This is a genomic window from Arthrobacter pascens, assembly GCF_017052465.1.
GTDB classification, from domain to species: domain Bacteria; phylum Actinomycetota; class Actinomycetes; order Actinomycetales; family Micrococcaceae; genus Arthrobacter; species Arthrobacter pascens.
This window is the reverse complement of the sequence record NZ_JAFHKT010000151.1, coordinates 1-22,554: the sequence shown is the minus strand read 5'-3', so window position 1 is coordinate 22,554 and position 22,554 is coordinate 1. Positions and strand designations below refer to the sequence as shown.

At 68.0% G+C, this 22,554-nt stretch carries 22 protein-coding genes; 16 read left to right on the top strand and 6 right to left on the bottom strand.

Annotated features, from left to right (window positions below; all coding sequences use genetic code 11):
* The first annotated feature begins 148 nt into the window (after positions 1 to 148).
* The 15 genes from JYA52_RS18295 (at position 149) to JYA52_RS18225 (ending at position 14,847) form a co-directional block, all read left to right on the top strand.
* Entirely contained in the window at positions 149 to 1,030 is an 882-nt protein-coding gene (locus JYA52_RS18295; protein ID WP_205654685.1) for a shikimate dehydrogenase, read from the top strand.
* Positions 1,030 to 2,967, top strand: a complete 1,938-nt coding sequence (locus tag JYA52_RS18290; RefSeq protein WP_205654684.1) for a bifunctional sugar phosphate isomerase/epimerase/4-hydroxyphenylpyruvate dioxygenase family protein — start codon at positions 1,030 to 1,032, stop codon at positions 2,965 to 2,967. Before JYA52_RS18295 ends, JYA52_RS18290 begins: the two co-directional genes overlap by 1 nt.
* A 78-nt stretch (positions 2,968 to 3,045) precedes the next feature.
* Positions 3,046 to 3,885 carry a protocatechuate 3,4-dioxygenase subunit beta gene (pcaH, locus tag JYA52_RS18285; RefSeq protein WP_307869481.1) on the top strand — a complete coding sequence of 280 codons (840 nt, stop codon included), beginning with the start codon at positions 3,046 to 3,048 and terminating at the stop codon, positions 3,883 to 3,885.
* Positions 3,878 to 4,459: a protocatechuate 3,4-dioxygenase subunit alpha gene (gene pcaG / locus JYA52_RS18280; protein WP_205654682.1), complete on the top strand. Its 582-nt coding sequence runs from the start codon at positions 3,878 to 3,880 to the stop codon at positions 4,457 to 4,459. Before pcaH ends, pcaG begins: the two co-directional genes overlap by 8 nt.
* The gene (locus JYA52_RS18275; protein WP_205654681.1) at positions 4,456 to 5,940 is read left to right on the top strand and encodes a lyase family protein; all 1,485 of its coding nucleotides are present in this window, start codon (positions 4,456 to 4,458) and stop codon (positions 5,938 to 5,940) included. Before pcaG ends, JYA52_RS18275 begins: the two co-directional genes overlap by 4 nt.
* Positions 5,933 to 6,751: an alpha/beta fold hydrolase gene (locus JYA52_RS18270; protein WP_205654680.1), complete on the top strand. Its 819-nt coding sequence runs from the start codon at positions 5,933 to 5,935 to the stop codon at positions 6,749 to 6,751. The genes JYA52_RS18275 and JYA52_RS18270 overlap by 8 nt, the downstream gene beginning before the upstream one ends.
* Positions 6,748 to 7,194, top strand: a complete 447-nt coding sequence (pcaC, locus tag JYA52_RS18265; protein WP_205654679.1) for a 4-carboxymuconolactone decarboxylase — start codon at positions 6,748 to 6,750, stop codon at positions 7,192 to 7,194. Before JYA52_RS18270 ends, pcaC begins: the two co-directional genes overlap by 4 nt.
* Positions 7,191 to 8,390 (top strand): thiolase family protein, encoded by a 1,200-nt coding sequence (locus tag JYA52_RS18260; RefSeq protein WP_205654678.1) that lies wholly within the window; start codon positions 7,191 to 7,193, stop codon positions 8,388 to 8,390. The genes pcaC and JYA52_RS18260 overlap by 4 nt, the downstream gene beginning before the upstream one ends.
* 2 nt (positions 8,391 to 8,392) lie before the next feature.
* Positions 8,393 to 9,052, top strand: a complete 660-nt coding sequence (locus JYA52_RS18255; protein WP_205654677.1) for a 3-oxoacid CoA-transferase subunit A — start codon at positions 8,393 to 8,395, stop codon at positions 9,050 to 9,052.
* Position 9,053: 1 nt separating this feature from the next.
* Positions 9,054 to 9,737, top strand: coding sequence for a 3-oxoacid CoA-transferase subunit B (locus JYA52_RS18250; protein ID WP_205654676.1), 684 nt, complete (start codon positions 9,054 to 9,056; stop codon positions 9,735 to 9,737).
* Between the two features lie 139 nt (positions 9,738 to 9,876).
* Positions 9,877 to 10,680, top strand: coding sequence for an IclR family transcriptional regulator domain-containing protein (locus JYA52_RS18245; RefSeq protein ID WP_205654675.1), 804 nt, complete (start codon positions 9,877 to 9,879; stop codon positions 10,678 to 10,680).
* Between the two features lie 187 nt (positions 10,681 to 10,867).
* The gene (locus JYA52_RS18240) at positions 10,868 to 12,052 is read left to right on the top strand and encodes a Re/Si-specific NAD(P)(+) transhydrogenase subunit alpha (protein ID WP_205654674.1); all 1,185 of its coding nucleotides are present in this window, start codon (positions 10,868 to 10,870) and stop codon (positions 12,050 to 12,052) included.
* Positions 12,052 to 12,414: an NAD(P) transhydrogenase subunit alpha part 2 gene (locus JYA52_RS18235; protein ID WP_205654673.1), complete on the top strand. Its 363-nt coding sequence runs from the start codon at positions 12,052 to 12,054 to the stop codon at positions 12,412 to 12,414. The genes JYA52_RS18240 and JYA52_RS18235 overlap by 1 nt, the downstream gene beginning before the upstream one ends.
* The gene (locus JYA52_RS18230) at positions 12,411 to 13,784 is read left to right on the top strand and encodes an NAD(P)(+) transhydrogenase (Re/Si-specific) subunit beta (RefSeq protein WP_205654672.1); all 1,374 of its coding nucleotides are present in this window, start codon (positions 12,411 to 12,413) and stop codon (positions 13,782 to 13,784) included. Before JYA52_RS18235 ends, JYA52_RS18230 begins: the two co-directional genes overlap by 4 nt.
* A gap of 145 nt (positions 13,785 to 13,929) precedes the next feature.
* On the top strand, positions 13,930 to 14,847 hold the full coding sequence (locus JYA52_RS18225) for a diacylglycerol/lipid kinase family protein (RefSeq protein ID WP_205654671.1): 918 nt from the start codon (positions 13,930 to 13,932) through the stop codon (positions 14,845 to 14,847).
* Between the two features lie 73 nt (positions 14,848 to 14,920).
* On the opposite strand, the gene JYA52_RS18220 is transcribed toward JYA52_RS18225, so the two are convergent.
* The 6 genes from JYA52_RS18220 to JYA52_RS18195 form a co-directional block, all read right to left on the bottom strand.
* Positions 14,921 to 15,649, bottom strand: a complete 729-nt coding sequence (locus JYA52_RS18220; RefSeq protein WP_205654670.1) for a maleate cis-trans isomerase family protein — start codon at positions 15,647 to 15,649, stop codon at positions 14,921 to 14,923.
* Positions 15,650 to 15,657: 8 nt separating this feature from the next.
* A complete protein-coding gene (locus JYA52_RS18215) occupies positions 15,658 to 17,079 on the bottom strand; it encodes an amidohydrolase family protein (RefSeq protein WP_205654669.1) in 1,422 nt (473 codons plus the stop codon).
* A gap of 10 nt (positions 17,080 to 17,089) precedes the next feature.
* On the bottom strand, positions 17,090 to 17,890 hold the full coding sequence (locus JYA52_RS18210; protein ID WP_205654668.1) for an aspartate/glutamate racemase family protein: 801 nt from the start codon (positions 17,888 to 17,890) through the stop codon (positions 17,090 to 17,092).
* Positions 17,887 to 18,570, bottom strand: a complete 684-nt coding sequence (locus tag JYA52_RS18205) for a GntR family transcriptional regulator (RefSeq protein WP_205654667.1) — start codon at positions 18,568 to 18,570, stop codon at positions 17,887 to 17,889. The genes JYA52_RS18210 and JYA52_RS18205 overlap by 4 nt, the downstream gene beginning before the upstream one ends.
* Positions 18,571 to 18,652: 82 nt before the next feature.
* Positions 18,653 to 20,026, bottom strand: a complete 1,374-nt coding sequence (locus tag JYA52_RS18200) for an MFS transporter (protein WP_205654666.1) — start codon at positions 20,024 to 20,026, stop codon at positions 18,653 to 18,655.
* Between the two features lie 252 nt (positions 20,027 to 20,278).
* Positions 20,279 to 21,172, bottom strand: a complete 894-nt coding sequence (locus JYA52_RS18195) for an amino acid-binding protein (protein WP_205654665.1) — start codon at positions 21,170 to 21,172, stop codon at positions 20,279 to 20,281.
* 203 nt (positions 21,173 to 21,375) lie between these two features.
* On the opposite strand from JYA52_RS18195, the gene JYA52_RS18190 reads away from it, so the two are divergent.
* Positions 21,376 to 22,329, top strand: a complete 954-nt coding sequence (locus tag JYA52_RS18190) for an SMP-30/gluconolactonase/LRE family protein (RefSeq protein ID WP_205654664.1) — start codon at positions 21,376 to 21,378, stop codon at positions 22,327 to 22,329.
* Positions 22,330 to 22,554: the final 225 nt, after the last annotated feature.

Here is a 22,554-nt window from a genome sequence, read left to right as displayed (position 1 = left end):
CTCACGCCCACTCCCTGCTGATTTTGTTCGTATAGAGAACAAGAGTGCATCATATGAACTTTTGTTGTACCGTAATCCCTATCACCTGGCCGGCACGGCGCCTTCCGCGCCCCGCAGGCCGTGTGCCGTTGTCAAAGGAGCCGCACGCATGAGCAATCGAACTGAGTCCTACCTCGTGGGACTGGTCGGCGATGGCGTAATGCCGTCACTCTCTCCCCACATGCATGAACGCGAAGGCGATCTGCAGGGGCTGCGCTACCTGTACCGCCCCATTGATCTCCTGGAGCTGGGCCTTCCCGCCACGTCCATCGGCGACCTGTTGCAGAGCGCCTCCCGGATGGGCTTCAACGGGCTGAACATCACGCACCCGTGCAAGCAGCTGGTCCTTGAGCACCTCGATGAGATCGCCCCCGACGCCGAACGCCTGGGTGCCGTCAACACCGTGGTCATCCAGGACGGCCGCTTTATCGGCCACAACACCGACTTCTCCGGCTTTGCCGCCGCCCTCGCCTCCGGCCTCCCCGACGCGAAGCTGGACCGCGTGGTCCAGTTGGGAGCGGGCGGTGCCGGCTCCGCCGTCGCCTACGCCCTCCTCACCGCCGGCGTCCAGACGCTGGACCTCGTGGACATGGACCCGGCGCGGAGCGCAGAACGGGCCGCCGAACTGGCCGTCTTCTTCCCGGACCGCGTCATCACAGGGCGCCCGACGGCGGCGCTGCCGCAGCTCATGGCCCAGGCCGACGGCCTGGTGCACTGCACCCCCGTGGGCATGGCAGCCCACCCCGGCACGCCGCTCGACATGGCGCTCGTGGAGCCCCGCCACTGGGTGGCGGACATCGTCTACCGGCCCATCGAAACCGAACTGGTCCGGGATGCCCGCGCCAAAGGCTGCGACGTGCTCGACGGCGGACGCATGGCGGTGGGCCAGGCCGCCGACGCCTTCCGGATCTTCACCGGCCTCGACGCCGACGCCGAGCGGATGCGCGCGCACTTCCTGGAGCTCATCGCCGCGGAAGAGGTGGCTGTCTGATGCGAACCGGCATCGCCACCGTATGCCTGTCCGGCACCCTCAAGGAAAAGATGCAGGCCTGCGCCATTGCGGGCTTCGACGGCATTGAAATCTTCGAGCAGGACCTGGTGACCTCCCCGCTGAGCCCGGAGGACGTCCGCAAGATGGCGGCCGACCTGGGCCTCACCCTGGACCTGTACCAGCCGTTCCGCGACTTTGACAGTGTTCCCGAGGACCTGCTGGCCGCCAACCTCCGCCGCGCTGACGCCAAGTTCAGGCTGATGTCCCGGCTGGGCATGGACACCATGCTGGTCTGTTCCAACGTCGCCACCGCCACGATCGACGACGACGGGCTGCGCGCCAGGCAGCTCGCCGCCCTGGCGGAACTGGCCGGTGACCACGGCGTCCGGGTGGCCTACGAGGCACTCGCCTGGGGCAAGTACGTCAATGACTACGAGCATGCGCACCGTCTCGTGGAAATGGTGGGCCATCCCAACCTCGGCACGTGCCTGGACTCGTTCCACATCCTGGCCCGCGACTGGGACACCGCGCCCATCGAGGTCATCAACGCCGAGAAGATCTTCTTCGTCCAGGTGGCGGACGCCCCCAAGCTCTCCATGGACGTGCTGTCCTGGAGCCGTCACTACCGCGTCTTCCCCGGCGAGGGCCAGTTCGAGTTGGCCAAGTTCATGGGCCACGTGGTCCGCGCCGGCTACACCGGCCCGGTGTCCCTAGAGGTCTTCAACGACGTCTTCCGCCAGTCCGACGTCGAACGCACCGCCGTTGACGCCATGCGCTCGCTGATCTGGCTCGAGGAACAAAGCGCCAAGTGGCTCGAGGCGAACGCTGCCAACGGCGCCGCGGGCACTGTTGCTGGTGGTCCTCCGGCCCCTGCCCGCCGTCGTTATCCCATGGAACTGGCCACGCTCCCGCAGGTCGCCGAACCGGCAGGCTTCAACTTCGCCGAGGTCAAGGCAGCGGACACGGCCGCCCTGGAAACCGTCCTGGGCCAGCTCGGCTTCGAGTTCAACGGCCGGCACCGCACCAAGGACGTGCAGCTGTGGACCATGGGCCACGCCCGGGTGATCATCAACGAACAGGCCCCATCGGGCTCTGCCGCGCCGGCCATCGCCGCCCTCGGCTTTGACGTCGATTCGCCGGTGATTGCCTCGGCCCGCGCCCAGCAGCTCAAGGCGCCGGCGGTGCCGCGCAAGAGCCAGGCCAACGAGGAGGTGTTCCAGGGCTTCGCCGCCCCGGACTCCACCGAGATCTTCCTGTGCCAGGGGAGCCCCGACGGGACCGCGGCCTGGATCAACGAATTTGGCGAGCCCCGCGGGTTCGGCGAGGGGCTTGAGGTGCACTCCGGCGGCCGGAGCGCCGTGATCGACCACGTCAACCTGGCCCAGCCGTGGCAGCACTTCGACGAGGCCGTCCTGTTTTACACCAGCGCCCTCGCCCTGGAACCGCAGCCCTACGCCGAGGTGGCCAGCCCCAGCGGACTGGTCCGCTCCCAGGTCATGCAGACCTCGGACCGGGCGGTGCGGCTGGTGCTGAACCTGGCTCCGCTCCTCCAGCAGGACGGGACGCGGCACAAGACCTACCAGGAGCACATCGCGTTCGCGGTGGATGACCTAGTGGCCACGGCACGCTCCGCACGGGAGCGGGGCCTGAACTTCCTGCAGATCCCGGCGAACTACTACGAGGACCTGGACGCCCGCTTCGGGCTGGACCCCGCGTTCCTGGCGACGCTCCAGGAGCTGAACCTGCTCTACGACCGTGACGGGGACGGTGAGTTCCTGCACTTCTACACCGCCACGGTGGGCAGCGTGTTCTTCGAAATGGTGGAACGCCGCGGCAGCTATGACGGCTACGGGGCGCCGAACGCCCCGGTGCGCCACGCCGTCCAGTACGACCACCTGCACCAACTGACCAGTTCAACCCACTCCACCACCCACTGAAAGGAGGCTGCTGTGCCTGAAGACGTGAATCTTGAGACGTACAACGCTGACGCGCTCACCGAGGACCTCGCCGACGCAGTGACCGACCTGCACAAGCCGGCCCCCCAGGCTGCCCCTGCTCCGGCGCCCCGCGTCGAAACCCAGCAGGATCTCAGCGCCGAGATCAAGGCGCTCGGCGAGGCCTACGCCGAGGCCCTGAAGGGCGGTGCGCCCAAGGAAACCCAGCCACGGCTGGACTTCGCACCGTACCGCAGCAGCATCCTGCGCCACCCCACCAAGAGCCTGCACCACGCGGACCCGGAGACCATCGAGCTGCATTCCCCCGCGTTCGGCCACCAGGACGTGCACGCCCTGGAGTCAGACCTGACCATCCAGCACAACGGCGAGCCGCAGGGCGAACGCATCATCGTTGCCGGCCGCGTGCTCGACGGCGACGGCCGCCCCGTGGCCGGCCAGCTCGTGGAAATCTGGCAGGCCAACTCGTCCGGCCGCTACATCCACAAGCGCGACCAGCACCCGGCGCCGCTGGATCCCAACTTCACCGGCGTGGGCCGCTGCATCACCGGCCCGGACGGTTCCTACCGCTTCACCACGATCAAGCCCGGCGCCTACCCGTGGAAGAACCACCTCAACGCCTGGCGGCCCGCGCACATCCACTTCTCGCTGTTCGGCACGGAGTTCACCCAGCGCATCGTCACCCAGATGTACTTCCCGGGCGACCAGCTCTTCCCGCTGGACCCGATCTACCAGTCGATCGTGGACCAGGACGCCCGCGACCGCCTCGTGGCCTCCTACGACCACGACCTCACCGAGCCGGAATGGGCCCTGGGGTACAACTGGGACATCGTCTTGACCGGTTCCAAGCGGACCTGGACCGAAAATGAAGCCCTCGGGGCGGAAGGTGACGATCATGAGTAAGCTGACCGCAACACCCGGCCAGACGGTGGGCCCCTTCTACGGCTACGCCCTGCCCTACGAGAAGGACCGCGAGCTGCTGGCACCGGGTTCCCCGGGTTCCCTCCGCCTGCAGGGCACCGTGTACGACGGCGCCGGCCACCCGATCCCCGACGCCATCCTGGAAATCTGGCAGCCGGACTCCGAGGGCAACATCGTCCGCCGGACCGGCTCGCTGGTCCGCGACGGCTACACCTTCACCGGTTTCGGCCGCAGCGCCGTGGGCAATTCCGGCGTGTACACCTTCACCACGCTGAACCCCGGACCCACCAAACCCGGTGCCGCGGCCTTCATCTCGGTCGCCGTCTTTGCGCGTGGCCTGATGAACCGCCTCTTCACCCGGATCTACCTGCCGGAGAACGAGGAAGCGCTGGCGGCGGACCCGCTGCTGTCCTCGCTGGACCCGGAGCGCCGCAAGACCCTGATCGCCCGCCGCGATGCCGACGGCGGACTCACCTGGGACATCCGCCTCCAGGGCGAGGGCGAAACCGTCTTCCTCGACTTCGAGGGAACCGGAACCGAGGGTGCCGCACAGTGACCACGTCCCAGCCGGCCGGCAGCGACGGTGACGTCGGGCTGCTCAGTCCCGTTTCGGCGTCGCCCCTGGTGGCGGCGCTGACAGGCGACCGTGCCGTCCTGGCTGCGATCCTGGCCGTCGAGGCCGGCTGGGCTGCGGTGCTGGAGAAGCACGACCTCGCTCCGGCCGGCTCCGCGGCCGTCGTGGCCCACGCTGCCGACGCGTCCCGCTACGACCCGGCCGGCATTGCCGTGCGGGCGCAGGGCGGCGGCAACCCGGTCATCCCGCTGCTGGCGGACCTCCGCGCGCAGGTCAAGGCCCTGGACACCGGGAGTGCCGGTGCACCCGGTGTTGGTGCACTGCGTGCGGTGCACACCTCGCTCACCAGCCAGGACGTGCTGGATACCGCACTCATGCTGCTGGCGCGGAACACCGTTTCGGCGCTGCTCGCGGACGTGAAAGGCACGACGGCGGCGCTCGCCCGCCTCGCGGAGCAGCATGCGGAGACGCTGTGCGTAGGCAGGAGCCTGACGCAGCATTCGCTGCCGTTCACGTTCGGGCTCAAGGCAGCGCAGTGGTTCCACGGGCTGGCCGCCGCTGCGCGCCGGCTCGAGGTCCTCCAGCTGCCCGTCCAGACCGGCGGCGCGGCGGGCACCCTGGCCGCGGGCACCGTGCTGACGGCCGGATCGGCCACGGATCCATTCGCCCTGTCCGATGACCTTGCCAGCCAGTTGGGACTCGCTGCCATCCCGGCGCCGTGGCACACCAACCGGCTCGCCGTCACCTCGCTGGGGGATTCCCTGGCCGGAGTGGTGGACGCGTTCGGCAAGATCGCTTCCGACGTGCTGTTCCTGAGCCGCCCCGAGGTGGCCGAGGTGGCCGAACCCCGGGCGCCGGGCCGCGGCGTTTCCTCCGCCATGCCGCAAAAGCAGAACCCGGTGCTGTCCGTGCTGGTGCGCAGCGCCGCACTCCAGGCCCCGGCGCTGGCAGCCCAGCTGCACCTTGCGGCGGCAACCTTCAACGACGAACGCCCGGACGGCGCCTGGCACAGCGAATGGCCGGCCCTGCGCCAGCTGCTCGCCCTGGCACTGGGTGCGGCCGGACACCTGCGCGAACTCGCCGAAGGGCTGCAGGTCTTCCCGGAGGGCATGCGCCGCAACCTGGACCTGTCCGGGCCGCTGCTCCTGAGCGAGGGCGTGACCGCCGCCGTGGCGCCGCTGCTTTCCGCTGACGGATCCGGCGCCGACGGCAAGCAGCAGCTGCAGACCGTCGTCGACCGGACCCTGCAGGCTCCCGCTGACGAGCAGGCGGACACCTACCGGCGGCTGCTCCGCGAGGCAGTCCCGGCAGACACACTCTCGGACGCCCGGCTGGAGGAATTGCTTAACCCCGCCAGCTACCTCGGCGAGGCCGCCGGGATCTCGCGGCGGATCCTGGCCGCCTTCCCGGACTTTGCGCCGACCCCAACCGAAAAAGACGGAAACGGAGACTCCCGTGGCTAGACCAACACTGAAGGCAGTGCTGCTTTCTCCCCAGCGCACGCTGGGCGACAAACCCCTCCTCATCGTGGGGCCGTCGCTCGGCACCTCGTCGGTGGTGTGGGCGCAGGCCGGTTCGCTCCTGGCCAACGACGTCGACGTCGTCGCCTGGGACCTGCCCGGCCACGGCGTCTCTCCGGCCGCTACGGAACCGTTCAGCGTCGCGGAACTGGCGGACGCCGTCGTCGAACTCGTCGACTCGATCGCCCCCGGCGAGACGTTCCACTATGCCGGCGTTTCGCTGGGCGGGGCCACCGGCCTGCAGCTTGCCATCAAGCACGGGGACCGGCTGAAGAGCCTTTCCGTGCAGTGCTCCGGCGCCAAGCTCGGAACGCCCGAAGCCTGGCAGGAACGCGCGGAAACCGTCCGCACGCAGGGCACCGCCGTGATGATCCAGGGCTCGGCCGGGCGCTGGTTCGCGCCCGGTTTCATGGACCGCGAACCGGAGCTGAGCAGCCGCCTGCTGCACTCCCTCCGCGACACCGACCGCTTCAGCTACGCCTTCTGCTGCGGGGCCCTGGCAGGCTTCGACGTCCGGGCCGAGCTCGGCAGCATCACCGTCCCCACCCAGGTGGTGGCCGGCGCGGAGGACTCTGTTGCGCCGCCGTCGTTCGCCGAAGAGGTGGCGGCCGGAATCACCGCCGGCGGCGGCACCGCTTCCGCCGCCACCCTCGAGGGCGTGGCGCACCTGGCACCGGCCGAGGCACCCGCCCACGTGGCCGAGCTGTTGCGGAGCCTCATTTTCTGGGCCGAATCCCGAGGAGCAGCCAAATGAGCGGCAGCGAAGCAGCCCGCAACGGTGTGGTCCAGCCGGACGCCACCAGCCAGGAGATTTACGACGGCGGCATGGTGGTCCGGCGCGAAGTGCTCGGCGACGCGCACGTGGACCGGGCCAACGCCAACAAGGACGCCTTCACCGAGGACTTCCAGGACATGATCACCCGCATCGCGTGGGGCGGTATCTGGACCCGTCCGGGCCTGCCCCGCCAGATGCGCTCCGCCGTCACCATCACCGCCATGGTGGCGCACGGACACTGGGAAGAACTGGCCATGCACCTCCGCGCGGCCATCACCAACGGCCTGAGCAGGGACGAAATCAAGGAAATCCTGCTGCAGACCGCCATCTACTGCGGAGTTCCCTCCGCCAACACCGCCTTCAAGACCGCGCAGCAGGTCTTCAAAGAAATCGATACAGCAGAAATGGACCAGACCGCATGAACCAGGCTTTTGTGTACGACGCCGTTCGCACGCCGTTCGGGAAGTTCGGCTCCGGCCTCGCCGCCGTCCGCCCGGATGACCTCGCAGCGCACGTGATCGGTGAATCCGTGAAGCGTGCCCCGAAGCTCGACGTGGAGCGGATCGACGAGGTGGTGTTCGGCAACGCCAACGGCGCCGGCGAAGAGAACCGCAACATCGCCCGGATGGGCACCCTGCTGGCCGGTTTGCCGGTCTCGATCCCCGGCACCACGGTCAACCGGCTCTGCGGGTCGTCCCTGGATGCGGCGATCATCGCCTCCCGGCAGATCAACGCCGGCGACGCCGAGCTGGTGCTGGTGGGCGGGGCGGAGTCGATGTCCCGGGCGCCGTGGGTGCTGCCGAAGACGGAGAAGCCCTACCCTGCCGGGGACATGACCCTGGCCTCCACCACGCTGGGCTGGCGCTTGGTGAACAAGGCCATGCCGGCGGAGTGGACCATCTCGCTGGGCGAGGCCACCGAGCGGCTGCGGGAGAAGTACGGCGTGACCCGCGAGCAGCAGGACGAGTTCGCCGCGAACTCGCACAACCTCTCCGCCGCGGCCTGGGACGAGGGGTTCTACGACAACCTCGTCGCCCCGGTGCCGGGCACGGACCTGGTCCGGGACGAGGGCATCCGTGCCGGGTCCTCGGCCGAGAAGCTCGCCGGGCTGAAGACGGTGTTCCGGACCGAGAACGGCACCGTCACCGCCGGCAACGCCTCCCCGCTGTCCGACGGCGCCTCCGCGGCCTGGATCGGATCCGAGAGCGCCGCCGGGCTGCTGGGAATGGAACCGCTGGCCCGGATCGCCGGCCGCGGCGCGCACGCGAACGATCCCCAGTACTTCGGCTACGCCCCGGTGGAGGCCGCGAACAAGGCCCTCGAAAAGGCGGGCATCGGCTGGGACCAGGTGGGCGCCGTCGAACTTAACGAAGCGTTCGCCGCACAGTCCCTGGCCTGCATCAACGCCTGGGGCATCGACCCCACGATCGTGAACCGCCACGGCGGCGCCATCGCCATGGGCCACCCGCTGGGCGCCTCCGGCACCCGCATCCTCGGCACCCTCGCCCGGTCACTGCAGGCCTCCGGCGAACGCTGGGGTGTCGCGGCGATCTGCATCGGCGTCGGCCAGGGCCTGGCCGTGGTGCTGGAAAACGTAACTTCGGGAGTTAAGGGCTGACCATGCTGAATTTCATTGACACCGTCGGCGAGGCCGTGGCCGGCATCAAGGACGGCTCCACCGTGATGATCGGCGGGTTCGGCAACGCCGGGCAGCCGTTCGAACTGATCGACGCACTGCTCGACGGCGGCGCCACGGACCTGACCGTGGTGAACAACAACGCCGGCCAGGGCGACCAGGGCCTGGCGCTGCTGATCAAGGAAGGCCGGGTGAGGAAGATGATCTGCTCCTTCCCGCGGCAGTCCGATTCCTGGCACTTCGATGCCATGTACAAGGCCGGGCAGATCGAGCTGGAGCTGGTGCCGCAGGGCAACCTTGCCGAACGCATCCGAGCCGCGGGCGCCGGTATCGGCGGCTTCTTCACCCCCACCGGCTACGGCACCATGCTCGCCGAGGGCAAGGAAACCCGGATCATCGACGGCCGCGGCCAGGTCTTCGAGACCCCCATCCACGCCGACGTTGCCCTCATCAAGGCGCTCAAGGCCGACGGCGTCGGAAACCTCGTCTACCGCAAGACCGCCCGCAACTTCGGCCCGATCATGGCCGCCGCCGCGAAGCACACCATTGCCCAGGTGTCGGAGATCGTGCCGACCGGCGGGCTGGACCCGGAGAACGTCGTGACCCCCGGTATCTACGTCAACAGCATTGTGAAGGTGGCCTGACATGAGCATCCAGACAGCGTCCATCCAGACCAGCGACAAGCCCCTGGGCCGCGACGACCTCGCCCGGCTGGTGGCCCGCGACATCAAGCCCGGCTCGTTCGTGAACCTCGGGATCGGCCAGCCCACCCTGGTGTCCAACTACCTCCAGCCCGAGCAGAACATCACGCTCCACACCGAGAACGGGATGCTGGGCATGGGCCCTGAGGCGACCGGGGACCAGATCGACGGCGACCTCATCAACGCCGGCAAGATCCCCGTCACCGAGCTGCCCGGGGCGTCCTACTTCCACCACGCCGACTCATTCGCGATCATGCGCGGCGGGCACCTGGACATCTGCGTCCTCGGCGCGTTCCAGGTCTCCGCCACCGGCGACCTCGCCAACTGGCACACCGGGGCGCCGGACGCGATTCCTGCCGTGGGCGGGGCGATGGACCTGGCCACGGGCGCGAAGGACGTGTTCGTGATGATGACGCTCCTGACCCGCGACGGCGCCTCGAAGATCGTGGAGGCCTGCACCTACCCGCTCACCGGAGTGGGCTGCGTGACGCGGGTGTACACGGACAAGGCGGTGTTCCTCACGGGCCCCGACGGCGTCCAGGTCCGCGAGACCTTCGGCTGCACCCTCGAGGAGCTCCAGGCCCTGGTGCCCGTCGCCCTCACAGCAGCCCCCGCCGTCGAACGCTAACCCCGCCTAATTCCATCCTTCCTTCCGGCGCGAACTGGCAGCAAATGCCCTCAAATCCGTCTTTTGAGGTCATTAGCTGCCAGTTCGCGCGTGGAGGGTGGGGCTTAAGTGTCCGTTCGCGCCCATAGGATTGGTAACCATGAGCGACGCAGCAGCAGGGACCGCACCGGCAGCGAGTGACCAGTACGTGCAGTCGCTGGCGCGCGGGCTGGCCGTGATCCGGGCATTCGACACCGACCACTCCGTCATGACCCTCACCGAAGTGGCCGCCCGCACCGACCTGACCCGGGCCACCGCCCGCCGTTTCCTGCACACCCTCGTGGAGCTCGGCTATGTCCGCACCGACGGGAAGACCTTCGCGCTGACGGCCCAGGTGCTGCAGCTCGGCTACGCCTACCTGTCAGGGCTGTCCCTTCCGCAGATGGCGCAGCCGCACCTCGAGGAGCTGTCCCTGAAGCTCGGCGAGTCCACGTCGGCGGCCGTTTTGGACGGAACCGACATCGCCTACATCGCCCGGGTCACCACGCGCCGGATCATGACCATCGGCATCACGGTGGGCACGCGGTTTCCCGCCTATGCCACCTCGATGGGCAGGGTGCTCCTCGCAGCGCTCCCGCCCGAGCAGCTCAAGCAATACCTGGCCGCGGCGGAGATCAAGCCGCTCACGCCCCGCGCCATCGGCACGGTGAAGGAACTCTTGGCCGTCCTCGATACAGTACGGGCCCAAGGCTGGTGCCTGCTGGACCAGGAGCTCGAACTGGGGCTGATGTCCGTGGCCGCGCCCGTCTATCACGGCCCGAAGGTGGTGGCCGCCGTCAACGTTTCCCTGCAGGCCCAGTCCGTGGCAGCCAAGCCCGATCCGGAGGCGTTCCTGGAATCCGTGCGGAAGGAAATCGTGGCCACGGCAGAAAAGATTTCCGCCGACTTTTCCACCGGCAGGTAGCAGCCCGTCCTCAGCAGCTGGGTTCACTCTCTAGGCCCGGCGGCAAATCAGCCCAGCTCCCCGCGAAATTTGCCCCCATCGTTGGCGTACCCTCCGGCGCCCGGGGGCCATAGACTCTAGCCAACTACGTGCAGCAGCGCCGCTCCGGAGAGTAAGCGCCGCTGCACCCGTTGGAAGGAAGTGGCGGGTGAAGCTGGGCATAGCGCGTGAGCGCCGGGAGGGCGAGCGGCGGGTCGCCGCGACGCCGGAGACCGTGAAGCAGCTGACGGGACTGGGCCTTGAGGTGCAGGTGGAGTCGCGGGCAGGAATCTTCGCGGGGCACGGTGACGACGACTACCTTCAGGCCGGCGCCATGGTGGTGCAGGACCTGGACCTCGGGGAACTCGATGTGTACGCCCATGTCCGCCCGCTTGAGCTTCCGACGGCGGCCGCCTTGCGCCGGGGGACCGTCACTGTGGGGCTGGCGTCGCCGTCGTCCGAACTCGCCACCGTGAGGGAACTCGCCGACAGCGGCGTCACGTCGTTCGCCCTGGAACTCGTCCCGCGGATCTCCCGCGCCCAGTCCATGGATGCCTTGTCCTCGCAGGCGCTCGTGGCCGGCTACCGCTGCGTGCTGGAGGCGGCCATCCGGCTGCCGCGGTTCTTTCCCCTCTACATGACGGCGGCAGGAACCGTCCCGCCCGCGCGGGTGCTGGTGCTCGGCGTCGGCGTGGCCGGGCTGCAGGCCATCGGCACGGCGAAGAGGCTCGGGGCGCGCGTTTCGGCCAATGACATCCGCCCCTCCTCTGCGGAAGAAGTCACGTCGATGGGCGGCACGTTCATCAAACTGGACCTTGAAACGGCGGAGGCGTCCGGCGGTTACGCGCGCGAGCTCAGCGCCGACCGCGGTGCCCTGCAGCGCCGGCTGCTGGCGCCGCACGTCGCCGAGGCGGACGTGCTGATCACGACGGCGGCCGTCCCCGGGCGGCGCGCACCGCTCCTGGTGACCCGGGAGATGGTGCAGGGCATGCGTCCGGGATCTGTCGTCGTCGACCTTGCCGCGGAGTCCGGCGGCAACGTGGAGGGCTCCCTGCCGGGCCGGGACGTCCAGTTCCCCACCGCCGACGGCCGGGGCGCCGTCACCGTCGTGGGCCTGAAGGATGCGCCGTCCGCCATGCCCACCGACGCCTCCCGGTTGTACGCAAAGAACGTGGCCAACCTGCTGGCCCTGATGACGCGTGACGGCACAGTCGCGCCGGATTTCGACGACGATGTGATTGCCGGTGCCTGCCTGACGCACGACGGCGTGGTGCGGCATCAGCCCACGGCGGAGGCGCTCGCGGTGCTCGCCGCGGAAACAGAGAAGGCGTCAGAGAACGAGGGGGTGGTCTGATGGACGGCATCAGCCTGCTCACGATCACCGTTTTGGCGGTCTTCGTGGGCTTCGAAGTGGTTTCCAAGGTCTCCAGCACGCTGCATACGCCGCTGATGTCCGGGGCCAACGCCATCCACGGCATCATCCTGGTGGGTGCCATCATTGTGGCAGGCCAGGCCGCACACCCGTGGGTGCTCGCCGTCGCGCTCCTCGCCGTCGTGCTCGCCACCGCCAACCTTGTCGGCGGCTTCGTGGTGACGGACCGGATGCTGGAAATGTTTAGGGGACGCCCGGGCAAGGTGGAGAAACAGCCCGGCACGTCCCGCAAGGGCACGGCCCAGAAAGACATGTCCCGCGAAGGCAAGGAGAGTGTCAAGTGACGCTCCTTGACCCCACGCTGACGTCGCTGCTCTACCTCGCGGCGGCCGTATTTTTCATCCTCGCCCTCAAGGGCCTGAACTCGCCGCGCACGGCACGCCGCGGCAACCTCATCGGCGCCTTTGGTGCGCTGGTCGCCGTCGTGACCGTCTTCTTTTCCGTCCGGCTGGACAACATCCCGTGGATCCTGGGCGCCATCGCGGTGGGATCCGGCGTGGCCGCTCCGGTGGCCCGGCGGGTCAAGATGACCCAGATGCCGCAGCTCGTGGCGCTCTTCAACGGGGTGGGTGGCGGTGCGGCCGCGTTAGTCGCGCTCCTCGAGCTCCCGGCGGCCGACGACGGCTGGATGCGCCTCGCAGTCGTCTTCACGCTGCTGGTCGGTGCCGTCTCCTTCTCCGGTTCCGCCGTCACGTTCGCCAAGCTGCAGGAGCTGATGACCACCCGCCCGGTGGTGTTCCCGGGGCTGCCGGCCGTGATGGGCGCCGTGCTGCTGGCGGCGGTGGGTGCCGCGGCCGCTGTCGTCCTGGGCGGTTCGCTGGCGCTCGCCCTGGTACTCCTGCTGCTCGGCCTGGTGGCCGGCGTGCTGCTGGTCCTGCCGGTCGGAGGGGCGGACGTGCCGATCGTCATTTCGCTGCTCAACGCCTTCACCGGACTCGCCGTCGCCGCGTCCGGCCTGGTGCTGGGCAACGTGCTCCTGGTGGTGGCGGGCACGCTGGTGGGCGCGTCGGGCACCATCCTGACCCGGGCCATGGCGGCGGCCATGGGCCGCAGTGTTGCCGGCATCCTCTTCGGGGCATTCCGGGGAGGTTCGACGGCGGGATCGACGGCGGTCAGCGACCGCCCCGTGCGCTCCTCCAGCGCGGAGGACGTGGCAGTGCTCCTGGGCTACGCGCAGCGGGTGATCATCGTGCCCGGGTACGGCCTCGCGGTGGCGCAGGGACAGCACACCGCCGCCGAACTCGCCCTGGCCCTGGAGTCCCGGGGCATCAGCGTGGACTTCGCCATCCACCCGGTCGCCGGACGCATGCCGGGGCACATGAACGTGCTGCTGGCCGAAGCCAATGTGCCCTATGAGTCGCTCAAGGAGATGGGCGAAATCAACTCCCAGTTCCGCACCGCCGACGTGGCGCTGGTGGTCGGCGCGAATGACGTCGTCAACCCCGCGGCCAAGACGTCCGCCGGCTCGCCCATCTACGGCATGCCGATCCTCGAGGTGGCCGATGCGCGGCAGGTGGTCTTCCTCAAGCGTTCGCTGCGCCCTGGCTTCGCGGGGATCGAGAACGACCTCATGTACGAGCCGCAGACCACCCTGCTTTTCGGCGACGCCAAGGAGTCCCTGACGAAGGTGCTAGGGGCCGTCAAGGCGCTGTAAGAGTGCCCGGAGCGGTGACGCCCATGTGAGCAAGGCGACTGCTTGAAGTAACGGCCGAATTAAAGAAAGCATGCTGCGCATTGATGCGGAACCCGGCTACGATTTGATTCCGTGGCTTTGCCGCCCTCACCAGCAGAAGGACATCATGACAGCGAACAACGCCTCCCCGCCGCAACGGGCCGCCGTGGTCATCAACCCGGCCAAGGCCGTTGGCGCCGACCTCCGCGCTTCGCTGATCCGGCTGTGCGATACGCAGGGCTGGGCCGAGCCGCTGTGGCTGGAGACCACCGTTGAGGACCCGGGTGTGGGGCAGACGCGCGAGGCACTGGAGGCGGGGGTCGACGTCGTCATCGCCGCCGGCGGCGACGGAACCGTGCGCTGCGTTGCCGAGGTGCTCGCCGGCACCGACACCCCGCTGGGGCTCGTGCCGCTCGGAACCGGCAACCTGCTGGCGCGCAACCTGGGCGTTGACATCTCTGACCCCGTCTCGGCCGCCTATGACGTGCTGAACGGCACGGAACGCACAGTGGACGTGGTCAGGAGCAGATTCGACCGCTCGGAGGACGAGAACGTGTTCGTTGTGATGGCCGGCGTCGGCTATGACGCCGCAATCATGGCGGACACCGTGGACGTCCTCAAGGACCGAATGGGCTGGCTCGCCTACGTTGAAGCGGGCATCCGCAAGCTTCCCGGCAAGCCCATCAGGGCCACCATAAAGGTGGACGACAAGCATCCGGTCAAACGCCGGATCCGCAGTGTGATGATCGGCAACTGCGGCCGGATCATGGGAGGAATAGAGATTTTCCCGGAGGCGAAGATCGACGACGGCCTCCTAGACCTGCTGGTCCTCGCCCCGCGCGGCAGGTTCGGCTGGCTGGGCGTGATTGCCGGCATTTTCGGCCGCAGGAAGAACGAGAAGGAATCAGCCGAGTACTTCCAAGGCAAGAGCGCAGAGGTGACCCTGGAGCACGAACAGGAGTTCCAGCTCGACGGCGACCACGTCGGCGCCGGAAAACACCTCGCCATCCGCCTGGAGCCGGGGGCGCTCAAGATTCGCATGTAGCTTTTGAGTCGACGGCGGCGGGCCGCTCCCAGTGGGCACCCCGCCGCCGTCTGTCTTGTCTGGGCTGCTGGGGTCAGTCCGCCAGCAGCCTGCCCCACCTTGGTGCGAGCAAGGGGGACCCGGCAAGCTTAAGGCAGTGCCACAGGGTCACTGCCACCGAATCCAGTACGGGGACACCGCTTTCGGCTTCGACTTCGGCTGCGATGTTGGCACCGTACAGGTTGGTGCACAGGTAGACCAGGGCGTCCGGCGCTGCCGCCGCCAGTTCCAGCGAGCCGGGGCGCATCTCCTCGTCGGTGACCCGGCCGAAGGACTCGTTGTCGCTCAGGCCCAGGCCGCGGTGTCCCACCGTCTTGATGCCGTCCCGCTCGTAGGACGCGATGACGGCGAGGTTCACGTCCTCCGTGTAAGGCGTGAACAGCCCGATCCGCTCCGTGCCGAACTGCCGGAACGCCTCCAGGTAGGCCAGCGTGGACGTGGTGGCCGGTATGCCGGTGGCGTCGGAAATCTCCCGCACCAGTTCCCTGTCGTGGTCCGCTCCCAGCCACGACCCTGAGGTGCCGTTCCAGGCAATGACGTCCACGTCCGCCGTCGCGAGGAGCCCGGCCGCTTCGCGCATGACGGCCGGATCGAACTGCTTGTCGGAGGAATCGTCCAGGGCTATCCGGGTCACGGGGATCCGGGTGAAGTGGATGGTGACGTCGTCCCGGTCACCCAGGATGCGGTAGCTCTGCGGTTCAAGGCAGGTGTTGGAGGACGGCACGATCATGCCGATGCGGGTCTTGCGTGTTGTGGATGGCATGCGTGCTCCTAGACTGTCGCGGGGGTAGCGGCCGGTGCTGTTGTGTGCTCGCGGAAGCCGTTGCGGGCCACGAAGCGGCCCACCGGGCCGGGATCGTGGAAGGCTCCGGCGTCCACCACCACGCGCCCGGCGGCGACCACGACGGCGGGCCAGCCGGTGAGCCGGACGCCGTCGAACGGGGAGAAGTCCGTGCCCATGTGGAGGCTGCCGCCGTCGACGGTGCGTTCCTCGGCGGGATCGAAGATCACAAGGTCGGCGTCGAAGCACTCGGCGATGGCCCCCTTGCCCGGGACCGCGTTGATCCGGGCGGGCCCGGCGGAGAAGACCTCAACGAAGTCCTCGACCGTGTTGCGGGCGGATTCCATCATGGCGGTGAATGTGACGGGCATCCGCGTTTCCACGCCGGGCAGGCCGTGCGGCATGGCCCGGATGTCATCGGTGCGCTCGCGCTTCTGCGAAAGGTCGTAGCAGGAGTGGTCCGACGAGACCGTGTGGATGGCGCCGGCAGCCAGTCGCTCCTTGAGGGCGGCGACGGTTTCGGCGCTCCGCATCGGCGGGCAGCAGGCGTACCACTCGGGAAAGGCGGAGCCGTACACCGTGTCATCCAGGGTCAGATAGTGCGGGCAGGTCTCGGAATACGCCTCCTGGCCGGCGCTGCGGGCCTCGGCGACCAGGTCCACGGCGCCGGGCGTCGACTGGTGCACAAAGTACACGGGAGCCCCGGTGTATTCGGCCATGGCCAGGGTTTCCTTGACCGATATCTCCTCGGCCAGTTCCGGGCGGGTCCGGTGCAGATGCTCGATGCCGATCCGGCCGTCGTCGGCATGCTGTGCGGTGCAGTCCGCGATGATGGGGTCGTGCTCGGCGTGGATGTAGGTGAGGCCGTCCAGCCGCACCATCTCGCGCATGACTTTCAGGATGGTGTCCCCGTCCGCCATGGTGGTGCCGCGGTTGGTCGTGTACATCTTGACTGACCGCACGCCCTCGGCAGCCAGCTGTCCCAGCTGCCACGGCACGGTCTCGTCCCAGCTGACCACCGAACCGTGGAGCGCGACGTCGCAGCGGGATTCCTGCGCCAGCTCCTTTTTGTGCAGCACGGCCGCCAGCGGGGTTTCCTGGGCGTCGCGGGGGATGCCGAAGTCGATGATGGTGGTGGTGCCGCCCCACAGCGCCGCGGTGGAGGTGGTTTTGTAATCGTCCAGGGTCCGGAAGCGTCCGGTCACCTGGGCCACGTGGCAGTGGCCGTCCACTCCGCCGGGGATCACGAGCCGGCCGGCGGCGTCGATGGTGCGCTCAGCCTCGGGGACCGGCTCCGAGGCTGGGACCAGCCGGACGATGGTGCCGTCCTGGACGACGATGTGGGCGTTTTGGCGGCCGAAGCTGTTAACCACGGTGCCGTTGGCGACGACGAGTTCTGGGGTGCGGGACATCATTGTCCTCCTAGTTTGTTGAAGCGGCGGGCGCAGTCTGGGCTGACGCAAGGGCGGCGTCGAGATTCTCTGACAGCCCCCTGCGGGCCTTCATGGGCGGCGGGGCGAAGGCGCCGGCGCGGTGGGGTCCGGACTGGAGCCCCACCACGGCTTCCGCCATGCGGATGCCGGCGGAAATGCCATCCACCACCGGAACGGGAATCTGCCCCTGAAGTTCACGGGCAAGCCCGGCGAGGGGAGCGCCTGCCAGGATGACGACGTCGGCCCCGTCCTCTGTGACGGCCTGCCGGCTGAGTGCCAGCAGGGTTTCCCTGAAGTCCTGCTGCACGGAGCCGATGGCGTTGAGCGATTCGTTGATGGAGCGGATGGACGCCAGCCGGCCGCCCAGGCCGAACCGCTCGACGCAGTCCAGGTACCACGGCCGGATCCGGTCCGAGATGGCGATGATGGAGAAGCGGTGCCCCTGCAGGGCCGCCGCGCAGAGGGCCGCCTCGGTGATGCCGATGACCGGCACGTCCGCCAGTTCCTTCAGGGCCGGCATGCCGGGGTCGCCGAAGGCGGCAACTACGACACAGTCGATAGGAGGGCAGTCGACAGCGGAGGAGTCGACCCTGCCGGTGTATTCGGCGATGATCTCGGCGACGGCGCCTGCCGCGATCAGGGCCTCGAAGCGGGTCTCGATGTACTCCACGCCGTGGCCGGCCGTGCGGACCACCAGTTCCGTCTTCGGGGCTGCGGAGCGCAGGGCCTCGGACTCGATGAGGGCGGTGACATCGTCGCTGATGTTGGGGTTGATGACGAGCAGTTTCATTTTTTCTTCCGATGCAGCGTGGGTTCGGTTTTCCGGAAGTCCTCGGGGAACTGCTCGCGGTACTTGCCGATGTGCGACGCCGACTGCGCGGCCGCCCGGTCCGGGTCGCCGCTGGCGATCGCATCGTAGAGTTCGCGGTGTTCCTGGATCAGTTCCGGCAGGTCGCTGACATGGCGGAAGAGCCAGTGCATGCGTCCCTGGAGGGGTTCCAGTGCGGATTTGAGGAAGTTGTTGTCGGCGATGCCGGTGATGGCGTCGTGGAATTCGCTGTTGGCCCGGTGCGCCTCCATCACGGCGCCCTTGGCGAGGCAGCGCTCCGCCTCGTCGAGCAGGCCTTTGAGGCCGGCCAGGTCCTCCCGGGTGGCGCGGACGGCGGCAAGCCGGCAGGCCAGCACCTCCAGGGACTGCCGGACGTCGAACAGGTCCTCGACGTCCTTGGGGCTGAGGGTGCTGACTTCCGCGCCGCGCGCTCCCCGGTCGCTGATGAGGCCTTCCTGGCGGAGCATGCGCAGGGCTTCCCGAACGGGCAGCCGGGACACGTTGAATTCAGCGGCGAGGTCGCGTTCCACCAGCCGCGTGCCGGGAGCGTAGTGCCCTTCAAAAATCCGGGTGCGGAGGGTGTCCCGGACGGCCTCGCGGAGGGGGCGTTCCTTGTCCTGGGTCTCTTCTGCGGTAAGCATGGTGCTCTCTTTCGGATTCTTGGGGGGCTTGCACTCCCGGCGGCGGGAGGAGGCGGTGCGTGGCTGGCTTAGGACTGCCAGCTTAGACAGGAAGCCGCTTGTTGTAGTTGAGGGTCAGCACGGACACTCCCATCACGATGGCGGATCCCACGAAGTACAGCAGCGCCCAGGTGTACGAGCCGGTCGCGCCGACAATCAGGCCCACGGCGATGGGGGTGACAAAGCCGGAAATGTTGCCGCTGAAGTTCATCGCCCCGCCGAGCACACCGGCGTTAGTCCGGCCGCCCAGGATGGAGGGGATGCTCCAGAAGAGGCCCACCCAGCGGAGGAAGAACATGACCAGGGAGAGCAGGACGACGGCGGTGGTGGGGTCGGGCACCACGGTGACGCCGACCAGCCCGCCGATGACCACTGCGCTGGAAATGCCCAGCAGGGTGCGCATGACGCGGTTGGCCGAGGCGCCGGCTGCCCGCCACTTGTCGGCGATGCTGCCGCCCAGGATTTCGCCGACGAAGCCTGCACCGAAGATGACGAACGTGGACCAGCCGATGGTCTTCAGGTCAAAGCCCTTGGCCTGCGCCAGGTAGAGCGGCCCCCAGGTCAGGAGGCCGTAGAAGACGCCGTTGAAGCCCAGCCAGCCGAAGCACATGGCCCAGAAGGAGCGGAACTTCAGGTAGGGGAGCAGGGCGCGCTTGCCCTTGCTGCCGTCCAGTTCAGCTTCTGCATCCTCTGCTGCGTGGGAGGCTTCAATGTAGGCGGCTTCGGCATCGTTGACGCCGCGGTGCTCGCGGGGATTGTCGCGGACATACCACCAGACGGCCAGGCCCATGAGGACCGTGGCGGCACCGGCGATGACGAAAGCCCACCTCCAGCTGCCGGTGGAGGCAATCAGGCCGGCGATGATGATGCCGCCAAGACCTGCGCCCAGCGGAGCGCCGGCATCCAGGATGGTGGCGCCGCGGCCGCGTTCGGACTTGTGCATCCAGATCGCGTTGAGCTTGCCGCCGGCCGGCATGACGCCGGCCTCGGTGACGCCGATGCCCATCCGGGCGATGAACATGCTGAGGAAGCCGCCGGCCATGCCGGAGGCGGCCGTGGCCGCGCCCCAGCCGACGCACGACGCCGTCATGACCTTGCGCGGGCCGAACTTGTCGATCAGCCAGCCCACGGGAATCTGCATGAGGGCGTAGGTCCAGAAGAAGGCGGACAGAAGCAGGCCTACCAGCTCCGGTGCAAGGTTGAATTCCTTTTGGATGATGGGGAGGGCCACGGAAATGGACCCGCGGTCGATGTAGTTCACGGCGACAAGCACCAAAAGGAGCAGGAACAGCTTCCAGCGGACGGTGGTGCGCCGTTGCACACCGTCTTTGCCGGGTTTGCCGGGTTTGCCGCCGACCGGGGCTTCGGTGGTGCCTTGAGCCTCGGTGGTCGCTGTTTCGGTATTGGGGATAGACACAGCTTCTCCTTTACAGGGAAGTTCACGGACAGGGGAACGAGCTTTGATGATGTGGACGAGCGGCCGCGGATTGGGCGGCGGAAAACTTTGAGCGGGGCCTCTAGCGGCGGTTCCGGAAGCGCCAGGCGCTGATTTGGGATCCCTATTTGGGATCCCAAAATCAAAGGTAGAAGTGACCCGGCACACTGTCAAGGGTTTTTGTGAACTTGAGCCGGATGGCGGCTAAATACCGATTGTGACTGCCGCGTGCGGCTATAACCCTGCCGGTGCCGGTGCCGGTGCCGGACCCGGATCGGACTCCGCCGCGGATCCAGCAGGTACGTGGGCCAGGATCTCGGCGAGCTCCGCGAGCCTATGCGCGCGGGCGGACTCGGCGGGCGTGAACGGTTCGCCGGGGCGGTAGAAGGTGATGGGGCCGTGCCAGGCGGTGGGGATCTTAAGGAGGGTGCCGGCGTCGTTCGTTTCTCCCGGAATCCGGGCGGTTTCCGACTCCGGATCAAGGATCCGCGCGGACAGCAGCTCCGCCACGGCCAGCGGAAGCTCATCGGGAGCCGCCGCGATGCGCGCCGCCAGGCTCAGCGCTTTGGTCTGGCCGTCAGCCATCGCCAGGGCGGTGGTCGGCCACACCTGCGGCTGCCTGCCGCCTCCGTCCTTCAGTGCGTCAAGCAGCTGGCGCTCGCTGAGTTCACCGGGGGCGGACAGCACAAACTCATCCATGACGCCGCCGCGCACCGGGTGGACGTGGATGCTCAGGATGTTGGTATCGAGCAGCGCGAGCGACCGTGTGATCTTCTTCAGGGAACCCGGCTGGTCCCGCAGGATGGTCCGTGCCCGCCACAGGGAGGGCGCGGTGCCGAGCCGCCGCCGGTGCCGCAGCGCCGGGGCGTGGAGCCAGCGGCGCAAGATCCGTGCCGCGGACGGCTCCGCCACCCAGATCACCAGGACCGTGGCCGTGAGCGTCAGGACCAGGACCTTGGCCACATAGGGCAGGTGCGTCTGCACCACCAGGGCATGCACCAGCAGTTCGATGGGAAGCATCACGGCAACGTTGGCCACCGTGAGGCGGGTCTTGGGCGGCTCAGGCATCTGCCCGCAGACTTCGCAGCTCAAGTCAGCCGTGGCAGGGACCGGTGCTTTAGGCTTCATGCTTGCATCCTGCCGTGCTGCTGTTACGGACTCATTGCCCCCGCGTTCCGAACTCGGGAACGATGTGCCGGGCGGCGGCGCTGCCGGTTGTTTTGCGCATCTGGTCAGGCATATCGGCCGAATCTACACTGAAGGGACCATCGTGCGGAGCTTCCGTACAACGGCCAGCTCGCACGGAAAATCAGCCAACTCCGGAGAGCATCATGCGCTTCAGTACAAAAAATCCAGGTTCCGCACGCCGCCGTGCCGCCGCCGGACTGGTGGCCCTCGCGGCTCTTCTCGTCCCGGCTCCCATCGCGTCGGCCGGCGAGGACAATTCAAAGGACCGGCTCCCGGTCATCGTCCTTCCCGGCGCCAAGGGCGCGGAAGGCATCACCGCCGGCGAAGGCAGCACGTTCTTCGCGGGGGACCTCGCCACGGGAGACATCTTCCGCGGTGACATCCACAAAGGAACCGCCAAGAAGTTCATCGACGTGCCTGACGGCCGGGTTGCCGTTGGCATGAAGGCTGACAACGAGAACGACCTCCTCTTCGTGGCCGGCGGCGCGTCCGGCAAGGCCTACGTGTATGACACGGATGACCGCAAGACCGTCAAGACGATCCAGCTGACCAGGAAGGCAGCCTTTATCAACGACGTCGCACTCACCGACCGCGGCGCCTGGTTCACCAACTCGCAGCAGGCCGAGCTCTACTTCGTGCCGGTGGGCGACCATGGCGGCCTCGGCACGGTCCGGACGCTGAAACTGACGGGGCCCGCAGCTGACACGGCCGATCAGTTCAACCTGAACGGCATCGCCAGTGCGCGGAATGACCGCACCTTGGTGGTGGCCCACTCCGGGAACCAGGCCCTGTACACCGTCAACCCCAGGACCGGAGCGAGCGCCCAGATCAAGGGCCTGACCCTGCCGAATGTCGACGGCATCGTGGTGAAGGGCAGCACCATCTGGGCCGTCCAGAACTTCCTCAACCAGATCAGCCGCGTCTCCGTGGATTTCCGCGACCGTTCTGGAACCGTCAAGGAAGTCATCAAGAACAAGAACTTCAACATCCCGACGACGGCAGCCCTGTTTGGGGATAAGCTCGCCGCCGTGAACGCGAAGTTCATGGTCCCGAACGCGAAGACGTTCGAAGTCGTGGTGGTCAGGGCCCGCAACTAGCTGCACGCCGCGTCATCCGCCTTTTCACCGCACGACCGGCCTGCGCCCGCATGACCGGCCTGCGCCCGCACGACCGGCCGGGGGCCCCTGTGTGTCAGGCTCTTGTGTGACAGGTTTCTGTCTATACCGGACGGGGCACTCGGGGCGGGGAAGGTCTTTGATGGATTTTGTTATTCCTGTCCGCCATTCCAATCGTCGCTTCACTGTTGACGAGAAAAACGCGAT